The organism is Thermobacillus xylanilyticus (assembly GCF_907165215.1).
GTDB lineage: Bacteria > Bacillota > Bacilli > Paenibacillales > Paenibacillaceae > Thermobacillus > Thermobacillus xylanilyticus.
Genome location: NZ_CAJRAY010000070.1, coordinates 64,246 through 81,879 on the forward strand (window position 1 = coordinate 64,246; position 17,634 = coordinate 81,879).

A 17,634-nucleotide genomic window follows, 5' to 3' on the forward strand; every position below is an offset into this window, starting at 1 on the left:
GACCTGGGTCTAACGGTTCCGGACGCTCCTTGCGTGCGCATAAATGTCCGCATTCTCCAAGCCTCCGAAGGAACGAACTTCGGAGGTTTTCTTGTTGTGATCGACCGATTGGATGACGAATACTACATGCGGCTGGCGCTCGAACTCGCCGCGAAGGCGCGCGGCCAGACCGGCGTCAATCCGGTCGTCGGCTGCGTCATCGTGAAAGACGGCCGGATCGTCGGCCTCGGCAGCCATCTGCGGCGCGGCGAAGCGCACGCCGAAATCCACGCGCTGAAAATGGCCGGAGAAGAGGCGCGCGGAGCGGCCGTCTACGTGACGCTTGAACCATGTTCCCACTACGGCCGCACGCCGCCATGCGCCGACCGGCTGATCGAAGCGGGAGTCGGCCGCGTGGTCGCCGCCGCGACGGACCCGAACCCGAAGGTGTCGGGAACCGGCCTTGCGAAGCTGCGGGCCGCCGGCATCGAGACGGTCAGCGGCGTCCTCGAAGCCGAGTCGCGGAAGCTGAACGAAGCGTTCGAGAAATATATCCGCACCGGCCTGCCGTTCGTGACGCTGAAAGCGGGCGCGACGCTGGACGGAAGGCTGGCCGCTGGCTCGGGCGACAGCAAGTGGGTGACCGGTGAGGAGTCGAGGGCGGCCGTGCATACGCTGCGGCATTTGCATGACGCGATCATGATCGGCGCCGGCACGGCGCTCAAGGACGATCCGTCGCTCACGACGCGGACGCCGGTTCCGGGCCTCCATCCGGTGCGCATCGTCGTCGACGCGCAGCTCAAGCTGCCGCCGAACCTGAAGCTGTTCACCGACGGCCAGGCGCCGACGATCGTGCTCACCGCGGCGGACGCCAATGCCGACAAGAGGCGCGTGCTCGAAACGGCGGGCGTCGAAGTCATCGGCTGCGCCGCGGACGGCGGGCGCATCGATCTGCATGACGCGATGCGAAAGCTGGGCGAGCGCGAGATCGGCTCCGTGCTGCTTGAGGGCGGCGGCAGGCTGAACGGCGCGATGCTTCAGGCCGGACTTATCGACAAGATCGCCGTCTTCTTCGCGCCGAAGATCGTCGGCAGCGGCGGAACGCCGCTGTTCGACCATCCGGTCGCCGCGCGGATGGCGGAAGCCGTAAGGCTCACCCGGGTCGAGATCGAACGCTATGGAGACGATTGGTGCGTCACCGGTTATCCGGAGCAGCCAGCACAGGGAGGGGAGTAGAGCATGTTCACCGGTCTGGTGGAGGAAGTCGGACGGCTCGTGAGAGCCGTAAAGAAAGGCGAGTCGATGGAACTGACGATCGAGGCGGACCGGGTGCTCGAAGGCACGAAAATCGGCGACAGCATCGCGGTCAGCGGCGTCTGTCTGACCGTGACGTCGCTGGGCGGCAGCGTGTTCACCGCGGACGTGACGCCGCAGACTTACCGGCACACGGCGCTCGGCGTTCTGAAGCCGGGCAGCCCGGTCAATCTGGAGCGGGCGATGCCTGCGGACGGCCGGTTCGGCGGCCATATCGTGCAGGGACATGCCGACGGTACGGGCGTCATCGTGTCGCGGGAGGACGAGGGCAACGCCGTCTGGTTCGCGTTCAAGCCGGACGATCCGAATCTGATGCGCTATATCGTGCCGCGCGGTTCGATCGCGGTGGACGGCATCAGCCTGACGGTCGCGAGGGTCGACGGCGGAAGCTTCAGCGTCTCCATCATCCCGCACACGCTGGCAATGACGGCGCTCCGGCACAAGCGGCCCGGCGACCGCGTCAATCTGGAATGCGACATATTGGGCAAATACGTGGAGCATCTGCTCGGCTTCGGTCAAAAATCCGGGGGGCGGGCGGACATCAGCGGAGGCGGCCTGACGGAAGCGCTGCTCAGAGAGAACGGTTTTATCTGATATTCAAAAAGATGCGCGAAGAAACGGAGGGAGTGCGATGAAACCGGAATTCGATGCGATCGAAGATGCGATATACGATCTCATCCTGGGCAAGCCGGTTATCGTCGTGGACGATGAAGACCGGGAAAATGAAGGCGATCTGATCGCGCTGGCGGACAAGGCGACGCCGGAGGTGATCAATTTCATGATCACGGAGGCCCGCGGCCTCGTCTGCGTGCCGCTTACGCCGGAACGCGCGGAGGAGCTTGACCTGCCGCCGATGGTCAGCCACAATACCGATTATCACGGCACGGCGTTCACCGTCTCGGTCGACCACGTTTCGACGACGACGGGCATATCGGCGTTCGAACGCGCCCAAACGGTGAAGGCGCTGATCGATCCGAAGGCTAAGCCAACCGATTTCCGGCGGCCGGGCCACATCTTCCCGCTGATCGGAAAGAAAGGCGGCGTGCTGAGGCGCGCCGGCCATACCGAAGCGGCGATCGACCTGGCGCGGATGTGCGGCGCTTATCCCGCGGCGGTCATCTGCGAGATCATCAAAGACGACGGCACGATGGCGAGACTGCCGGATCTTCTCAAGTTCCGCGAGAAGCACGGGCTGAAGCTGATCACGATCCGGGACCTGATCCGCTACCGGAACGAGAAGGAAAATCTGGTCCAGCGCGTCGTCGAGGTGCGGATGCCGACCGATTTCGGCGTGTTCCGCGCGATCGCCTATACGAACGATGTCGACTCGAAAGAGCACGTCGCGCTGGTGAAAGGGCAGATCGATCCTTCCCAGCCGGTGCTCGTGCGCGTCCATTCCGAATGTCTGACCGGCGACGTGTTCCATTCCCACCGATGCGACTGCGGTCCGCAGCTCGAGGCGGCGCTGCGCCAGATCGACGCGGCCGGCTGCGGCGTCCTGCTCTATATGCGCCAGGAAGGCCGGGGCATCGGGCTGATCAACAAATTGAAGGCGTACAAGCTGCAGGAGCAGGGATTCGACACGGTCGACGCGAATATTAAACTGGGCTTCAAGCCCGACCTGCGCGATTACGGCATCGGCGCGCAGATTCTGAAAGATCTGGGCGTGCGCAAAATGCGGCTGCTCACGAACAATCCGCGCAAGATCAAGGGTCTCGAAGGCTACGGCCTCGAGGTGGTCGAGCGGGTGCCGCTGCAGATGGAAGCGAACGAAGACAATGTCCGCTATCTGCGGACGAAGCAGACGAAACTCGGGCATATGCTCGATCTGAATTCCCTGGGTGGAGAGAAAGGATGACGGATGCAATGGTGAAAGTGTACGAAGGACAGCTGGTCTCGCAAGGGCTCAAATACGGCATTGTCGCCGGACGGTTCAACGAGTTTATCGTATCCAAGCTGGTGTCGGGCGCCCTTGACGCGCTCAAGCGGCACGGAGCGGACGATTCGGAGATCGAGATCGCCTGGGTGCCCGGCGCGTTCGAGATTCCGCTCATCGCGCAGAAGATGGCGGAAAGCGGCAAGTACGACGCCGTCATTACGCTCGGCGCGGTCATCCGCGGCTCGACGCCGCATTTCGATTACGTCTGCAATGAGGTGTCCAAGGGCGTCGCGGCGATCTCGCTGAAGACGGGCGTGCCGGTCATTTTCGGCGTCCTGACGACCGACACGATCGAGCAGGCGGTGGAGCGGGCCGGCACGAAAGCGGGCAACAAAGGCTGGGACGCCGCCGTCACGGCCATTGAAATGGCGAACCTGACCCGGGCTATCCAGGCCTGAAAATTGATACAGCCGAAGCGAAGGGAACTCTAAGCGTGACGATCCATTACAAACTCGAGACATTCGAAGGGCCGCTCGACCTCTTGCTCCATCTGGTCGATCAGGCGGAAATCGACATCCACGAGATTTCGATCAGCGAGATCACGGACCAATATCTGGCGTATCTGAACGCCATGCAGGAACTCGAACTCGAGATCACGAGCGAATTTCTCGTCATGGCCGCCACGCTGCTGGCCATCAAGAGCCGGCAGCTGCTGCCGAAACCGCCGGTCGTGGAGGAAGAATGGCCCGAAGGTTTCGAGGATGACGAAATCGATACGCGCGAAGAGCTGATCCGGCGGCTGGTCGAATACCGCAAATACAAGGAAATCGCCGGGAAGCTGCGCGAGCTGGAGACCGACCGCGGGCTTGTCTACACCAAGGAGCCCGAAGATCTGACGCCCTACATGCCTTCCAAGCCGGAAAATCCGGTCCAGGGGCTGGTGCCGGCCGACCTGGCCGCGGCCTATATGCGCGCGCTGCGCCGGCAGGCGCGCCGCAACATCGTCTCCACGGTGAGGCGCGACGAAATTTCGGTCAAGGACCGGATCCGCGATATTGCCGAACTGCTGCGGGAGCATTCGACCGTCAAGTTCTCGAAGCTCATCCGGCGGGAAATGGACCGCCATGAGATCGTCGTGACCTTTCTCGCCATCCTGGAACTGATGAAGCGGCGGGCGGTGTACTGTTTCCAGCATCGGTTGTTCGACGATATCGTCATTCAATGGAGAGGGGATGCGGCGGCGAGTGGATTACAAGACCTTGAAATCGATTATTGAGGGACTGCTGTTCATGGCCGGCGACGAAGGGATCAGCGCGAAGCAGCTCGGCGAGATCCTCGGCTGCGACCCCGCCCTGGCGCGGGACGCCGCCGAAGAACTGAAGGCGGACATGGTCCGCGAGGGCCGGGGCTTGCGCGTCGCCGAAGTGGCCGGAGGCTATCGCCTGACCACCGTGCCGGAGCATGCGCCTTATTTCGAGAAGCTGGCCTATACGCCCGGCCGGCAGAGTCTGTCGCAGGCCGCGCTGGAGACGCTGGCGATCATCGCCTACCGCCAGCCGATCACGCGCGTCGAGATCGAGGAAATCCGCGGCGTCAAGAGCGATCGCGCGCTGCAGTCGCTGGTGAACAAGGAACTGATCCAGGAAGTCGGCCGCGCGGACGCGATCGGACGGCCGATCCTGTACGGCACGACGAAAGCTTTCCTCGACTATTTCGGCTTGCCGGATCTGAGCGCCCTGCCCGAGCCGGAAGAAGCCGAGCAGGATCTGCTGGCCGAGCAGACGCAGATGCTGTTCGAGAAGCTTGACAGCATGCAGATGACGCTGGACGAATTCAGGGACGAAAACTGACCAAGGCCTGATCACCATCATATCAATCCTGACGACGGCAGACTGGTACGCGCCCAGGCGGCGCTTTCGGTCTGCCGTTTTTTCAGCCGTCCGGCCTGCGGCATAATCCGGCAGCGGAAGAGCATACTATCCATGGCAACGCGTCGGAAAGCGGGGGATGGACGATGCCGTTTGCCTGGTTTTGGTTTTCCGTCGCCGCAATCATTCTGCTCACAGCCGTCTGCAGTTCGGATGTCGTAGTGCGCGGGCGTTACCGCCGCGTCGGCGCGGATGATGAAGCCGAGTTGGAAATCCGCGCGCTGTACGGATTGATCCGTCGGCGCTCGGTGGTGAAGGCGTTCGACTGGTCCTGGTCCGGCACGGAATTTCTCGTAAAGCGCGGACAGCAGGGCGTCGCGCATATCGACCGGGACGATGTGGAGCGGTTTTTCCGGAATACCAGGGTGGCCCTCCGGCTGACCTTTCATTTGACCGATGTCGTCAAGCGGCTGACAGCCAGAATGAGATTGACCGAGTGGGAATGGCATACGGTCATCGGCTTGCGCGACGCGTTCTGGACGGCGATGATGACCGGGGCCGCCTGGTCGCTCCAGGCGGGATTGACGGGCTTCCTGTCGCACCGTCTGCGCCTTTGCGCGAAGCCGGTGCTGCGCGTGGAACCGCTGTTCGGTTCATCCGTGTTCAAGACAAATCTGACCTTCACCGCCCGGATCCGCGCGGGCCTGCTGCTGCTTGCCGGCCTGAGCATGTTTGGCCGGATCTTGCGCGTGCGCGGCGGAATCGAAGGCTGGGTAAAGCTGCTGACGAAGCCGGACAAGGCCGAGCCTCAGCGTACATAGCGCTGCGGGAACAGCGTTCACAGAACGCTTTGCCATGCGGGCCGCACGCCCGCTGAATCGCGCGGCATAAAGAATCCGGCCCGGGGCAACCTAACCATGCGTGAGCAGCAGCATTAACCGACGAAGGAGGATGAACATGCTCGAGCACCCGATCCAAGGGCTGATGGAGACCGCCATGGAGAGCATCCGGGAGATGGTGGACGTCAACACGATCGTCGGCGATCCGGTGCAGACGCCGGACGGCAGCGTAATCCTGCCGATTTCGAAAGTCGGTTTCGGCTTTGTCGCCGGCGGCTCCGACATCAAACTGGACGGCAATTCCGAACCGACGCACGCTTCGGTCGATCAGCATAACGCGACAGTCTCGCTTCCTTTCGGCGGCGGCAGCGGCGCCGGCGTGTCGATTACGCCGATCGCATTCCTGGTCGTCGGCTCGCAGGGCGTCAAGATCGTTTCGCTGGACAACCAGACCCACCTGTGGGAGCGCGTCATCGACTCGGCTCCGAAGATGCTCGACAAGCTTTCGGCCATGATGAAATCCGGCTCGCACAAGCACGTTTCGGACGCGCAGATCGAGACGGAAGCAACAACGGCGAACACCCCGGTCGTCTGATGGAAACTGCCCGCTCAAGGGCAGTTTTTTTTTTCGGCTTTTGCAGGACCGAAGCATTCGGGCGGAGGCTCGGACATACGATGGTACAAGACCCGGGGGTCGGGCGCGGCCTGACTCGCGCCCGATCCGCCAGTCCGCGAAGGAGGAAGCCGCAGGATGAAGCCGCGCATGCTATGGATTCTGGCCGTCGCCGCTTTGCTGGCATCGGCCGTCTCGCCGGGAGCCGCCGCCGCGCCCCGCCCGATCGAGACAAACGCGGAAGCCGCCGCGCTGATCGACGTCGAATCGGGAAGGCTGCTTTACAGCCACAACGGCGACAAACGGATGCGCATCGCCAGTCTGACGAAGATCATGACCGCGATCGTCGCCATCGAGAACGGCGACTTGTCCGATATCGTCAAGACGAGCAGCCGCGCGGCGGGCAAAGAAGGATCGTCGATCTACCTTAAGGCGGGCGAGGAGATGAGCCTTCACCACCTGCTGTACGGCCTCATGCTTCGCTCCGGCAACGACGCCGCCGTCGCGATCGCCGAGCATGTCGGGGGCTCGGAGGAAGGGTTTGTCTGGATGATGAACGAGAAAGCCCGCGAGCTCGGACTTGCGAACACGCATTTCATGAACCCGCACGGACTTGACCACGACGATCATTATTCGTCCGCGAACGATCTGGCGAGGCTCACCGCATACGCCTTGCGCAATCCGGTATTCCGCGAAATCGTGAAGACCCGCGTCAAAAAGGTGCCGAATCCGAACGCGGAATGGGACTACATATGGACGAACAAGAACAAAATGCTCACCATGTACGAAGGGGCGGACGGCGTCAAGACCGGCTATACGAAACTGGCGCACCGCTGCCTCGTCAGTTCGGCCACGCGGGGCGGACAGCAGCTCGCGGCCGTCACGCTCAATGACGGAGACGATTGGGCCGATCATCAGCGGCTGCTCGACTGGGGGTTCCGGCATTATCCGCTGCAAACCATTGTGGAAGAAGGCCGCAAGATCGCGGGCTACAGTCTGGCGGCCGGACGCACGTTCCGTTACCCGCTGGCGGAAGGCGAGCGGGAGCGGATCACGACGCGGCTCGTCGTCCGCCCGCAGGACGATGTCCGGACGCTGCTCGGCGATGCCGGGCGGCTGGAATTGGAGCTCGGCGGCGTGCCGATCGGTTCGGTGCCGCTGAAGCTGCTGGAGCAGCCCGGCTTGTCGCGCGGCCAGGCTGACCGGAAGGCCGTTTCGTCCGGCGCCGGGCCGCAGCCGGAAGCCCGGCCGGCGGCGCGCACGCTGCTCTCCGCCCTGCGGACGGTCGGTCTGACGCTGCTGATGCGGGAGGTGTGAGCCGTGGTCAACCTGATCTGGCTCGGCATGATCGTGCTCAGTTTCATCGCCGCCGCCGCGACCGGCCGGATGGACGAACTGACCAAGGCGGCGTTCGACGGCGCGCAGACCGGCGTTACCGTATGCTTCGGGCTCATCAGCGTGCTCGTGTTCTGGATGGGCCTGATGCGGATCGCCGAGGACGCGGGATTGCTGGGGAAGCTGGCGGCCTTGCTCGGTCCGGCCGTCCGTCGCCTGTTCCCCGACGTGCCGAAGGATCACCCGGCGATCGGATACATCATGTCGAACATGAGCGCGAATCTGCTCGGGCTCGGCAACGCCGCGACGCCGATGGGCATCAAGGCGATGCAAGAGCTGCAGAAGCTGAATCCCGATCCGAAGACGGCCACGCCCGCCATGTGCACGCTGCTTGCGATCAATACGTCGAGCATTACGCTCGTGCCGACGACGCTCATCGCGATCCGGATGAACTTCGGCTCCGCGAATCCGGCGGAAATCGTCGGCACGACCATCGCCGCCACGGCGATCGCGACGGGCGCGGCGCTGCTGGCCGACCGCTGGTATCGCAGCCGCGCCTTGCGGCCGCCGCACCGGTCGGATCCGCCGGCCGGGCTGCCCCGGACGACACGCGCGGGGAGATCCCGGCGTCCGGCGGAAGAACCGCTGCCGCCGGCAGCCGGCGGTTCTGGCCGTCCGCCGCATGCGGAAGGCGGGTGAGCGCCGGTGTACGCGCTCGTCACGACGCTCTCCGCCTGGATGATCCCCGCCATGATCGCCTTCATTCCGCTGTACGCGGCTTACCGCAAGGTGCCGGTGTACGAAACGTTCGTCGAAGGCGCGAAGGACGGCTTCGGGACGGCCGTCGGCCTCATTCCGCATCTGGTCGGCATGATCACGGCCATCAGCATGTTCCGCGCTTCGGGTGCGATGGATCTGATGCTCGCGGCGGTAAAGCCGCTGTTCGAGCGGCTGGGCGTGCCGAGCGAAGTCGTGCCGCTCGGCCTGCTTCGGCCGATCACCGGCGCGGGATCGCTGGCGTATACGACTGATCTCATCAAGACGTACGGGCCGGATTCGATGATCGGCCGCATCGCGTCGACCATCCAGGGCAGCACGGACACGACGCTCTATGTGCTCACCGTCTATTTCGGCGCGGTCGGCATCCGCCGTACGCGCTACGCGCTCAAGGTCGGGCTGTTCTCGGATCTGGTCGGATTCGTCGCCGCCATCGCCGTCTGCATGATCGTTTTCGGATGAAACATTCGGTGACAAGCGGGAACTTTCGGCTAAGCGCCGGAGTTCCCGTTTTCGTATGCCAATGGGCGGTCCGCTTGTGATTTTGCCCGCGGACGGGTATGATGTTGACGAGAGGTGACAACGATTGGAACGACTGCAGAAGATCATGGCCCGCGCAGGGATTGCATCGCGGCGGAAATGCGAAGAACTGATCCTGTCCGGCCAGGTGGAAGTGAACGGCGAGGTCGTCCGCACGCTCGGGGCGAAAGCTGATCCGGCCGTCGACGAGATCAAGGTCGCCGGACGCCCCATCCGCCCGGAAAAAAAGCTGTACTTCGCGTTCAACAAGCCGAAGGGCGTCATCACGAGCGCCCGCGATCCGGAAGGGCGCAGGGTGATGGCTGATTATTTCCGCGACGTCAAGGAACGGGTGTACCCGGTCGGACGTCTCGATTACGATACGGAAGGTCTGCTCATCGTCACGAACGACGGCGATTTCGCCAACAAGCTGACGCATCCTTCCGGCCATATCCCGCGGACGTACCATGCCGTCGTGAAGGGGATCCCGCACGGCACGCTCCTTGAGAAGCTGGCGGCAGGCATCAATCTGGACGACGGCATGACGGCTCCCGCGGAAGTCGAGTACCGGGACGTGGATATGGACAAGAACGAGGCGACCATCGAGATTACGCTGTACGAAGGACGCAACCGGCAGGTGCGGCGGATGTTCGAAGCGATCGGCCATCCGGTGAAGCGGCTGAGGCGCGTGCGCTTCGGCAGTCTTACCCTGCAGGGCATTCCCCGCGGCAAGTACCGCGAACTCAAGCCCGAAGAGGTGAAGGCGCTGCTAATGGAAGCCGAAAGGTCACATAAAGTTCATAAATAACGATTCAGCCCCGGAGCCCCAAGGCGCCGGGATTCGTTATAATGATGGAGAATAACGGTTAACTCACGGAAAGGTGGACAGCGGATGAAAGGCCGGGAGCGCAAGATTATCCAATACGTCATCCTGATCGGCATTCTGCTGCTCGGCGGTTACGCGGTCGGCAAGACGCTGTTCGTGTCGGACGATGACAAGCCCAAGATCGGCGGACGTCCGCCGTCGTTCGAGAATGTGGCCGATATCGAAGGCAATCTGCACAGCCTTGACGATTACAAGGGGAAACCCGTGGTCATTAATTTCTGGGGCAGCTTCTGCCCGCCGTGCGTGGCGGAGATGCCGGCGATCGACAGGCAATATTTGAAATACCGGGATCAAGGGCTCGTCGTGCTTGCGATCAATCTGAGCGAGGACGACATCACCGTGCGGGATTTTCTGAAACGGTTCGATCTGCACTATACGATCCTGCGCGACAAGAATCGGATGATCGAGAAGAAATATGCGCTGCGTTCCTATCCGACAACGTTCTTCATCAGCCGCGACGGACGAATTCAGGACATCAAAGTCGGCGGAATGACCGAAGAGGACATTGAACAGCGCATTCTGAAACTGATGGAGGCGTGACATCCGGAAAGGAGCAGGCAGCATTGGCGGCATTGTTTGAAAACACGAAATGCGAATGCGGGCACCAGAATCCGCCGGATACGACGCTGTGCGAATCTTGCGGGAAGCCGCTCGGCGAGGAGGCCTTGTCGAACCGCCCGCTCGAGATGCGGTATGACGGCGTGGCGCGCCGGTCGCAGAAGGCGAATCCGAACCTGATCGACCGCATCTGGAATTTCTTCTCCTCGGTCAAGGTGGCCGTCGTCCTGATCGTCATCACGCTGATCGGGGCGATGCTCGGCACGATCTATCCGCAGGAGAACACGTTCATCAATTTCGATCCCGCATATTACGAAGAGAACTACGGGCTGGCCGGCAAAATCTACTATGCGCTCGGCTTGTCCCATACGTACGAGTCGTGGTGGTTCATCACGCTGCTCGTCATGATCGGCGCTTCGCTCGTCATCTGCAGCCTGGACCGGGTGCTGCCGCTGTACCGGGCGCTGAACAAGCAGCAGATCCGGAAGCATCTCCAGTTCCTGACGCGCCAGCGGGTGACCTATGCCGCGGATCTGGAAGGCGGCGACGAGGAATGGACGCGGAAGCTGGCGGAGCAGCTCAGGAAGAAGCGGTTCCGCGTCGCGGCGGAACAGACGGCGCTGCTCGCCGAGAAGAACCGGTTCAGCCGGTGGGGGCCGTACATCAACCATATCGGGCTGATTATTTTCCTGCTGGCCGTCCTCGCCCGCGCCATCCCCGGCTGGCAGCTGGATGAATATGTGGCCGTGCGGGAAGGCGAGGCCGTGCCGATTCCCGAAACGAACTATTATGTGAAAAACATCGATTTCGAGGTTGAGTACTACTCGGATGACGAAATGCCGGACCGGCTGAAGGGGACGATGCGCCCGAAGCGGTTCGAGACGAAGGCCGAGCTGTACGTATGCGAAGCGAACTGCGGCAGCACGGCGCTGGAACCCGTCCTGCGCAAGGTGAAAACGCACGACATTCTCGTCAACGACCCGCTCGAATACAAGGGGCTCAAGCTGTACCAGTTCGACTACGACACGACGCCGAGGCTCAAGGCGGTCCGTCCGGTGCTGATGGATCTGAAGAGCGGCGAATCGTACGGACCTTTCGAGCTGTCGATCCTCGAGCCGGAATCGGAGTATGAACTCGGCCCGTACCGGCTGAAGCTGATTACACGGTTCCTCGATTTCACGGTGAACGCAAGCGGCGAGCCGGCGAACCTGTCGTCCCAGCCGAACGCGCCGGCGTTCCTGTTCCTGATCCAGGGGCCGGATCTTCCGGCGGAAGGGGAGACGTTCTTCTACTTCCCGATCCAGACCGACCGCGAGCGGTTCGGCCAGGACCTGATCAACGGCGAAATGGCCGAACGGTTCGACATCCGCGTGACGGACATGGCGAACGTGGAATTCGCCGGCGACGTCAGCTATCTCAATGTCCGCGTCGACCGGGCGCTGCCGTTCGTCTTCGTCGGCGCCTTCATCTCGCTGATCGGGCTGGTCATGGGATTCTACTGGCAGCATCGCCGGGTATGGCTGCGCATCGACGACGGCCGGCTGACGCTCGGCGCGCATACGAACAAAAACTGGTACGGTCTGAGGGCGGAAGTCGCCGCCGCCTTGCGCAGGGCGGGCCTCGACGTCGACCCGAAGTCGCTGGATAACGGAGGTAAAAAAGAGTGAACTGGCTATCCATCAGCAGCGGAGCGTTCATCACCGCGTTCGCGCTCTACTGCGTCGCGTTTCTGCTATATGTGATTGCTGTCATCGGGAGAAAATGGAAGAATCGCGAGCCGGAAGGCCATCTGCGCAAGTGGGGACGAATCGCGTTCGTCTTCTCTTCGCTCGGCCTCGCGGCCCATCTGGTGTTCTTCTTCACCCGCTGGGCGGGGGCGGGCCATATTCCGACGAGCAACATGTACGAGTTCCTGACTTTGCTCGGCATGGCGATCATGATCGCGTTCACCATCCTGTTCGCGATTTACCGTTCCCCGCTGCTCGGCATGTTCGCGCTGCCGCTGACGGTTCTGATCATCGCGTATGCTGCGGTCTTCCCGCAGGAGGTGCAGCCGCTCGTGCCGTCGCTCCAGTCCAACTGGCTGAGGCTGCACGTGACGGGCGCTGCGCTCGGCGAGGCGTTTTTCGCCGTCGGCTTTGCCGCCGGCCTCATGTATTTGCTGCGCGTAACCGATTATAACGACAAGAGCGCTTCCGCACGCAGATCGCAGCGTTGGCTGGAGTTCTCGCTGTATGTGCTGATCGTCGTCGCCGGCTTCATCATCACGGTCTTCGCGTTCCGCGGGTCCGGCTACGAAGCGTCGTTCGTGCAGGAGAATCTGTCGATCGACGCGCGCGGCAACGAACAGCTGACGACGCAGACCGTCGAATATCAGCTGCCGCCGATTGTAAAGCCGCACGACAGCGAGCCCGTATCGATCCAGCCGTTCCTGGGGCTCGACAGGCCGCTGTTCGAAGCGCCGGGCTGGATGAACGGCGTGAACGCGGGTCGGAAGCTGAACACGGTGATCTGGTCTGTCATCAGCGGCACGATCCTGTACGGCTTGCTCCGTCTTCTGGCGCGCAAGCCGCTCGGCGCCGCCATCCATCCGCTGCTGGACGGCATCGATCCGGACGATCTGGACGAGATCAGCTATCGGGCGATCGCGATCGGCTTCCCGATCTTCACCCTGGGCGGCCTCATCTTCGCCATGATCTGGGCGGAGCAGGCGTGGGGACGGTTCTGGGGCTGGGATCCGAAGGAAGTCTGGGCGCTCATCACGTGGCTGTTTTACAGCGCGTATCTTCACTTGCGTCTGTCGCGCGGATGGCATGGCCTCAAGTCGTCATGGCTGTCGGTCATCGGTTTTCTCATCGTGATGTTCACCCTGATCGGCGTCAATCTGATCATCGCCGGCCTTCATTCGTACGCCGGCGTCTGATTCTACCTGCGATGTTGAAGGAGTGTGGGAACGGTGTCGGAACAGACGGAACGGATTCTGGTCGTGGATGACGAGGAGCGCATCCGGCGGCTCCTGCGCATGTATCTCGAGAAGGAGAATTATCAGATCGACGAAGCGGAGGACGGGGGGCAGGCGCTCCGGATGGCCCTCGAGCGGGACTACGATCTCATCATTCTCGATCTGATGCTTCCCGGCATGGACGGCATCGAAGTCTGCTCGAAGCTGCGGCAGTCGAAGGCGACGCCGGTGCTCATGCTGACCGCCAAGGGCGAAGAGATGAACCGGGTGCAGGGATTCGAATCCGGTGCGGACGACTACGTCGTGAAGCCGTTCAGCCCGCGCGAAGTCATCTACCGCGTGAAGGCGATCCTTCGCCGCTCTTCGGCGACCGCCTACCTGACGCGGGAGACGCACGCAAGCAACAACATCGTGTTCCCGCACCTGATGATTGAACATGACGCGCATCGCGTCACGGCGAACGGGCAGGAAGTGCAGTTGACGCCGAAGGAATACGAGCTGCTCCACTACCTGGCCCTGTCGCCGGACAAAGTGTTCACCCGGGAAGATCTGCTGAAAGATGTATGGAACTACGAGTTTTTCGGCGATCTGCGAACGGTGGACACCCACGTGAAGCGGCTGCGCGAGAAGCTGAACCGGGTGTCGCCGGAGGCGGCGGCGATGATCACAACGGTTTGGGGCGTCGGATACAAACTCGAGGTGCCGAAGTGATATGATTCTGCGCTTCGTGCGGAGCGTCGTCTTCAAGCTGTGGGCGACGATCATCGGACTGGTCGCGGTCGTCCTCGTCATTCTCGGCATGTTCCTGCTGCAATACATCGATCTGGCGTTTTCGAACAACGCCTATAACATTAAACTGCTGTTTGTGATCACGGGCGTCATCGGCTTTCTGCTGACGACGTTCTTCGCTTTTTTCCTGTCGTTCAAGATCACCCAGCCGCTGCTGGAGATGAAGCGGGCGGCGGATCTGATCGCGCAGGGCGATTACCGGATGCGCCTGCCGATCCGCTCCACTGACGAGATCGGGGAACTGGCGGGCACGTTCAACCACATGGCCGCCGAGGTCGACAAGCTGATCCGCGATCTGCAGCACGAGAAGGATCATCTCTCCGGCATTCTGCGCAGCATGACGGACGCCGTCATCACCTTCGACGCCCGGGGGCAGACGATCCAGTCCAATCCGCAGGGAGAGGACTTGCTTAAGCGGTGGGCGGGCATCGCGTGGGAAGGCGAGCCGGATGCGGACGAGCGGCACGGCGGCGTGCCGGGGCCGCTGCGCGAGCTGTACGATGCCGTGCTGCGGGAAGGACGCGACCTGAGCGGGAAAGTCCACGTCCACAACGAGGTCTGGTCGGTCGTCATGGCGCCGCTCAATTCGGAGCAGGGCGTTCGCGGGGCCGTCGCCGTGCTGCGCGATGTGACGGAGGAGTTCCGGCTGGAGAAGCTGCGGACGGACTTCATTGCGAACGTATCACACGAGATCCGCACGCCGCTGTCGATGCTGCAGGGCTACAGCGAGGCGCTGCTGGACGACATCGCGGCGTCGCCCGAAGAACGTCGCGACATCGCCCGCATCATTCATGACGAGTCGGTGCGGATGGGCCGGCTGGTGAACGACCTGCTCGACTTGGCGAGGATGGAGAACGGCCATTTCGAGATCAAGCAGCAGGTGGTGAACATCAGCGACCTCATCCGGCGCGTGCACCGCAAATTCCTCGTCTACGCCAAGGAACGGGACATCCGGCTGAGCAGCGCGCTCCCTGATCATCCGCTGATTCTGAATGCCGCCGACGAAGACCGGCTGGAACAGGTGCTCACGAACCTGCTTGACAACGCGATGCGCCACACGCCGGCCGGCGCGGCGATCGAGCTTGCGGCGGAACCGGAGGTCCTGGACGGACGCAGCCATGTCCGCGTCGTCGTGCGGGATGAAGGGCAGGGCATTCCGGCGGAAGATTTGCCGTACATTTTCGAGCGGTTCTATAAAGCCGACAAGGCGCGCAAGCGCGGAGCAAGTTCCGGCACGGGCCTCGGCCTCGCCATCGTGAAGAACATCGTCGAGGCGCACCGCGGCCGGATCAGCGTGGAGAGCGAAGTCGGGCGGGGCACGGCGTTCACGCTGCTGCTGCCTGTCGAACCGGCGCAGCCGTAACCGTCCGCGCCGTCGAATCGCTGCGGGTTTTCTTGTTGGTCGTGGAACAGACATTGCACGGCTGAACCGAAAATAAAGGGCTTGATCCGGATGCCGTCCTTGGAACGGCTGGATCAAGCCCTCGCTTACTTTATGGCTTACACGTGAATCTCTTTCGCGTTCTTCAGATCCGGAAGTCTGGAGATTTCCGCCAGCACGTCCTTCGGCACGGGTTTGTCGACGGACAGTACCATGATCGCTTCGCCGCCGACTAGTTTGCGGCCGACCTGCATCGTCGCGATATTGACGTCGTTCGAGCCGAGCAGCGTGCCGACGCGGCCGATGATGCCCGGTTTGTCATGGTGGCTGACGAGCACGAGATTGCCTTCCGGCGCAATGTCCACCGGGAACTGGTCGATCTGGACGATGCGGGCGCCGAGACCGTTCAGCAGGGTGCCGGAGACGAGCCGTTCCTCGCCTTTCGTGCGCAGCTTCACCGTGATCAGGTTGGTGAAGCCTTTGTGCGTGTACGACTTGTTCGACACGATGTTGACGCCGCGCGTCTTCGCAAGATGAAGGCTGTTCACCAGGTTCACCTGATCATCGCCGAGATGGTGCGAGAGCACGCCCTTGACGACGGAGCGGGTGAGGGAGGAGGTGTCGACATCGGCGACTTCGCCCGAATAGCTGACGCTGATCTCTTCCACCGCGCCTTCCGCGAGCTGGGCGGCGACTTTGCCGAGCTTCTCGGTGAGCGGATAGTACGGTTGCAGCTTGTTCAGAACCTCCGACGGAATCGACGGCATGTTCACCGCGTTCTTGAACGGCTCGCCGCGCAGAATGTGGAGCACCTGTTCCGACACGTCGATCGCCACGTTCTCCTGCGCCTCGACCGTCGATGCACCGAGATGCGGCGTCACGATGATCTTCGGATGGCGGAGGAACGGATGATCCGGCGCCGGCGGCTCGGACTCGAACACGTCGAAGGCCGCGCCGGCAACGATGCCGCTGTCGATCGCTTCGACCAGCGCCTGCTCGTCGATGATGCCGCCGCGCGCGCAGTTGATGATGCGCATGCCCGGCTTCATGATCTCAAACTGCGGGCGCGAAATCATGTGGCGGGTTTCCGGCGTGAGCGGGGTATGGACCGTGATGAAGTCCGCCGTGCGCACAATGTCTTCCACGGTGGACAGCTTGACCCCCAGCTTGTCCGCCCGCTCTTCCGTCAGGAACGGGTCGTAGCCCAGCACTTCCATGCCGAAAGCCTTCGCGCGGACGGCCACCTCGCTGCCGATCCGGCCCATGCCGAGAATGCCGAGCTTCTTGTTGCGCAGCTCGACGCCGACGAACGATTTGCGGTCCCATACGCCGGAGATCGTCTTGGCATAAGCCTGCGGAATATGGCGGGCGAGCGCCATCATCATGGCGAAGGTATGCTCGCACGTCGTGATCGTATTGCCGTCCGGCGCGTTGATGACGACGATGCCGCGCTCGGTTGCGGCCGCCAGATCGATGTTGTCGACGCCGACGCCCGCGCGGCCGACGACTTTCAGCTTCTTGCCGGCATCCATGATGCGGGCGGTGACCTTCGTCTGGCTGCGCACGAGCAGCGCGTCGTAATCGCCGATGATGGCGGCGAGCTCGTCTTCGCTCAGGCCGGCCTTCTTGTCGACGGTCACGTCTTCCGCATCGATCAGCTGCTGAATGCCGTGGTCGCTGATCGAATCCATTACGAGAATTCTGAACATGCCCCCATGAACCTCCCGTGCCAAAATGCAAAATAAGGAAACCCCCGCCCGATGCCGTCTGCCGTCTCGGACGAGAGTTTCATATCACGCACTGCACCGATATGGCTTGCAGACTTTAACTATTTTATAGCAAACATCGTTTTCGCGCAATTGTCATTGTTGCTTAAATGTCGTTGTTCTGTGATAATGTCACGGTATAACTGTTCTGAGATAATGTCACTATGGG

General features: G+C 62.2%; 18 protein-coding genes. 17 read left to right on the forward strand and 1 reads right to left on the reverse strand.

Annotated elements, in window-relative coordinates; all coding sequences use genetic code 11:
- Window positions 1-96 precede the first annotated feature (96 nt).
- The 17 genes from ribD to KJQ12_RS13550 all read left to right on the forward strand — a co-directional run bounded on the left by ribD (window position 97) and on the right by KJQ12_RS13550 (window position 15,681).
- Complete coding sequence (ribD, locus tag KJQ12_RS13470; protein ID WP_213485080.1) at window positions 97-1,215, forward strand: bifunctional diaminohydroxyphosphoribosylaminopyrimidine deaminase/5-amino-6-(5-phosphoribosylamino)uracil reductase RibD; 1,119 nt, start codon at window positions 97-99, stop codon at window positions 1,213-1,215.
- A gap of 3 nt (window positions 1,216-1,218) precedes the next feature.
- Window positions 1,219-1,887, forward strand: coding sequence for a riboflavin synthase (gene ribE / locus KJQ12_RS13475; RefSeq protein WP_213485082.1), 669 nt, complete (start codon window positions 1,219-1,221; stop codon window positions 1,885-1,887).
- A gap of 37 nt (window positions 1,888-1,924) precedes the next feature.
- Window positions 1,925-3,151: a bifunctional 3,4-dihydroxy-2-butanone-4-phosphate synthase/GTP cyclohydrolase II gene (locus tag KJQ12_RS13480; RefSeq protein WP_213485083.1), complete on the forward strand. Its 1,227-nt coding sequence runs from the start codon at window positions 1,925-1,927 to the stop codon at window positions 3,149-3,151.
- Window positions 3,152-3,159: 8 nt separating this feature from the next.
- Window positions 3,160-3,630, forward strand: a complete 471-nt coding sequence (gene ribH / locus KJQ12_RS13485; protein ID WP_041854346.1) for a 6,7-dimethyl-8-ribityllumazine synthase — start codon at window positions 3,160-3,162, stop codon at window positions 3,628-3,630.
- Window positions 3,631-3,665: 35 nt separating this feature from the next.
- A complete protein-coding gene (locus KJQ12_RS13490) occupies window positions 3,666-4,448 on the forward strand; it encodes a segregation and condensation protein A (protein WP_015254781.1) in 783 nt (260 codons plus the stop codon).
- Window positions 4,417-5,022, forward strand: coding sequence for an SMC-Scp complex subunit ScpB (scpB, locus tag KJQ12_RS13495; protein WP_213485088.1), 606 nt, complete (start codon window positions 4,417-4,419; stop codon window positions 5,020-5,022). The genes KJQ12_RS13490 and scpB overlap by 32 nt, the downstream gene beginning before the upstream one ends.
- A gap of 164 nt (window positions 5,023-5,186) precedes the next feature.
- Complete coding sequence (locus tag KJQ12_RS13500) at window positions 5,187-5,861, forward strand: DUF2953 domain-containing protein (protein ID WP_213485089.1); 675 nt, start codon at window positions 5,187-5,189, stop codon at window positions 5,859-5,861.
- Between the two features lie 136 nt (window positions 5,862-5,997).
- Window positions 5,998-6,474: a GerW family sporulation protein gene (ytfJ, locus tag KJQ12_RS13505; protein WP_015254778.1), complete on the forward strand. Its 477-nt coding sequence runs from the start codon at window positions 5,998-6,000 to the stop codon at window positions 6,472-6,474.
- Window positions 6,475-6,630: 156 nt separating this feature from the next.
- Entirely contained in the window at window positions 6,631-7,809 is a 1,179-nt protein-coding gene (locus tag KJQ12_RS13510) for a D-alanyl-D-alanine carboxypeptidase family protein (protein ID WP_015254777.1), read from the forward strand.
- 3 nt (window positions 7,810-7,812) lie between these two features.
- Window positions 7,813-8,526, forward strand: coding sequence for a nucleoside recognition domain-containing protein (locus tag KJQ12_RS13515; protein ID WP_015254776.1), 714 nt, complete (start codon window positions 7,813-7,815; stop codon window positions 8,524-8,526).
- A 39-nt stretch (window positions 8,527-8,565) separates the two neighbouring features.
- The gene (locus tag KJQ12_RS13520) at window positions 8,566-9,066 is read left to right on the forward strand and encodes a spore maturation protein (protein ID WP_198285798.1); all 501 of its coding nucleotides are present in this window, start codon (window positions 8,566-8,568) and stop codon (window positions 9,064-9,066) included.
- 124 nt (window positions 9,067-9,190) lie between these two features.
- The gene (locus KJQ12_RS13525) at window positions 9,191-9,931 is read left to right on the forward strand and encodes a pseudouridine synthase (RefSeq protein ID WP_213485090.1); all 741 of its coding nucleotides are present in this window, start codon (window positions 9,191-9,193) and stop codon (window positions 9,929-9,931) included.
- 84 nt (window positions 9,932-10,015) lie between these two features.
- Window positions 10,016-10,549: a redoxin family protein gene (locus KJQ12_RS13530; protein ID WP_213485092.1), complete on the forward strand. Its 534-nt coding sequence runs from the start codon at window positions 10,016-10,018 to the stop codon at window positions 10,547-10,549.
- Between the two features lie 32 nt (window positions 10,550-10,581).
- Window positions 10,582-12,234 carry a cytochrome c biogenesis protein ResB gene (gene resB / locus KJQ12_RS13535; protein WP_213485107.1) on the forward strand — a complete coding sequence of 551 codons (1,653 nt, stop codon included), beginning with the start codon at window positions 10,582-10,584 and terminating at the stop codon, window positions 12,232-12,234.
- Complete coding sequence (gene ccsA, locus KJQ12_RS13540; RefSeq protein ID WP_213485096.1) at window positions 12,231-13,490, forward strand: cytochrome c biogenesis protein CcsA; 1,260 nt, start codon at window positions 12,231-12,233, stop codon at window positions 13,488-13,490. The genes resB and ccsA overlap by 4 nt, the downstream gene beginning before the upstream one ends.
- 33 nt (window positions 13,491-13,523) lie before the next feature.
- Window positions 13,524-14,240: a response regulator transcription factor gene (locus tag KJQ12_RS13545; protein WP_213485097.1), complete on the forward strand. Its 717-nt coding sequence runs from the start codon at window positions 13,524-13,526 to the stop codon at window positions 14,238-14,240.
- A gap of 1 nt (window position 14,241) precedes the next feature.
- Window positions 14,242-15,681, forward strand: a complete 1,440-nt coding sequence (locus KJQ12_RS13550) for a HAMP domain-containing sensor histidine kinase (protein ID WP_213485099.1) — start codon at window positions 14,242-14,244, stop codon at window positions 15,679-15,681.
- Between the two features lie 137 nt (window positions 15,682-15,818).
- On the opposite strand, the gene serA is transcribed toward KJQ12_RS13550, so the two are convergent.
- Window positions 15,819-17,408, reverse strand: a complete 1,590-nt coding sequence (serA, locus tag KJQ12_RS13555) for a phosphoglycerate dehydrogenase (protein WP_213485100.1) — start codon at window positions 17,406-17,408, stop codon at window positions 15,819-15,821.
- Window positions 17,409-17,634: the final 226 nt, after the last annotated feature.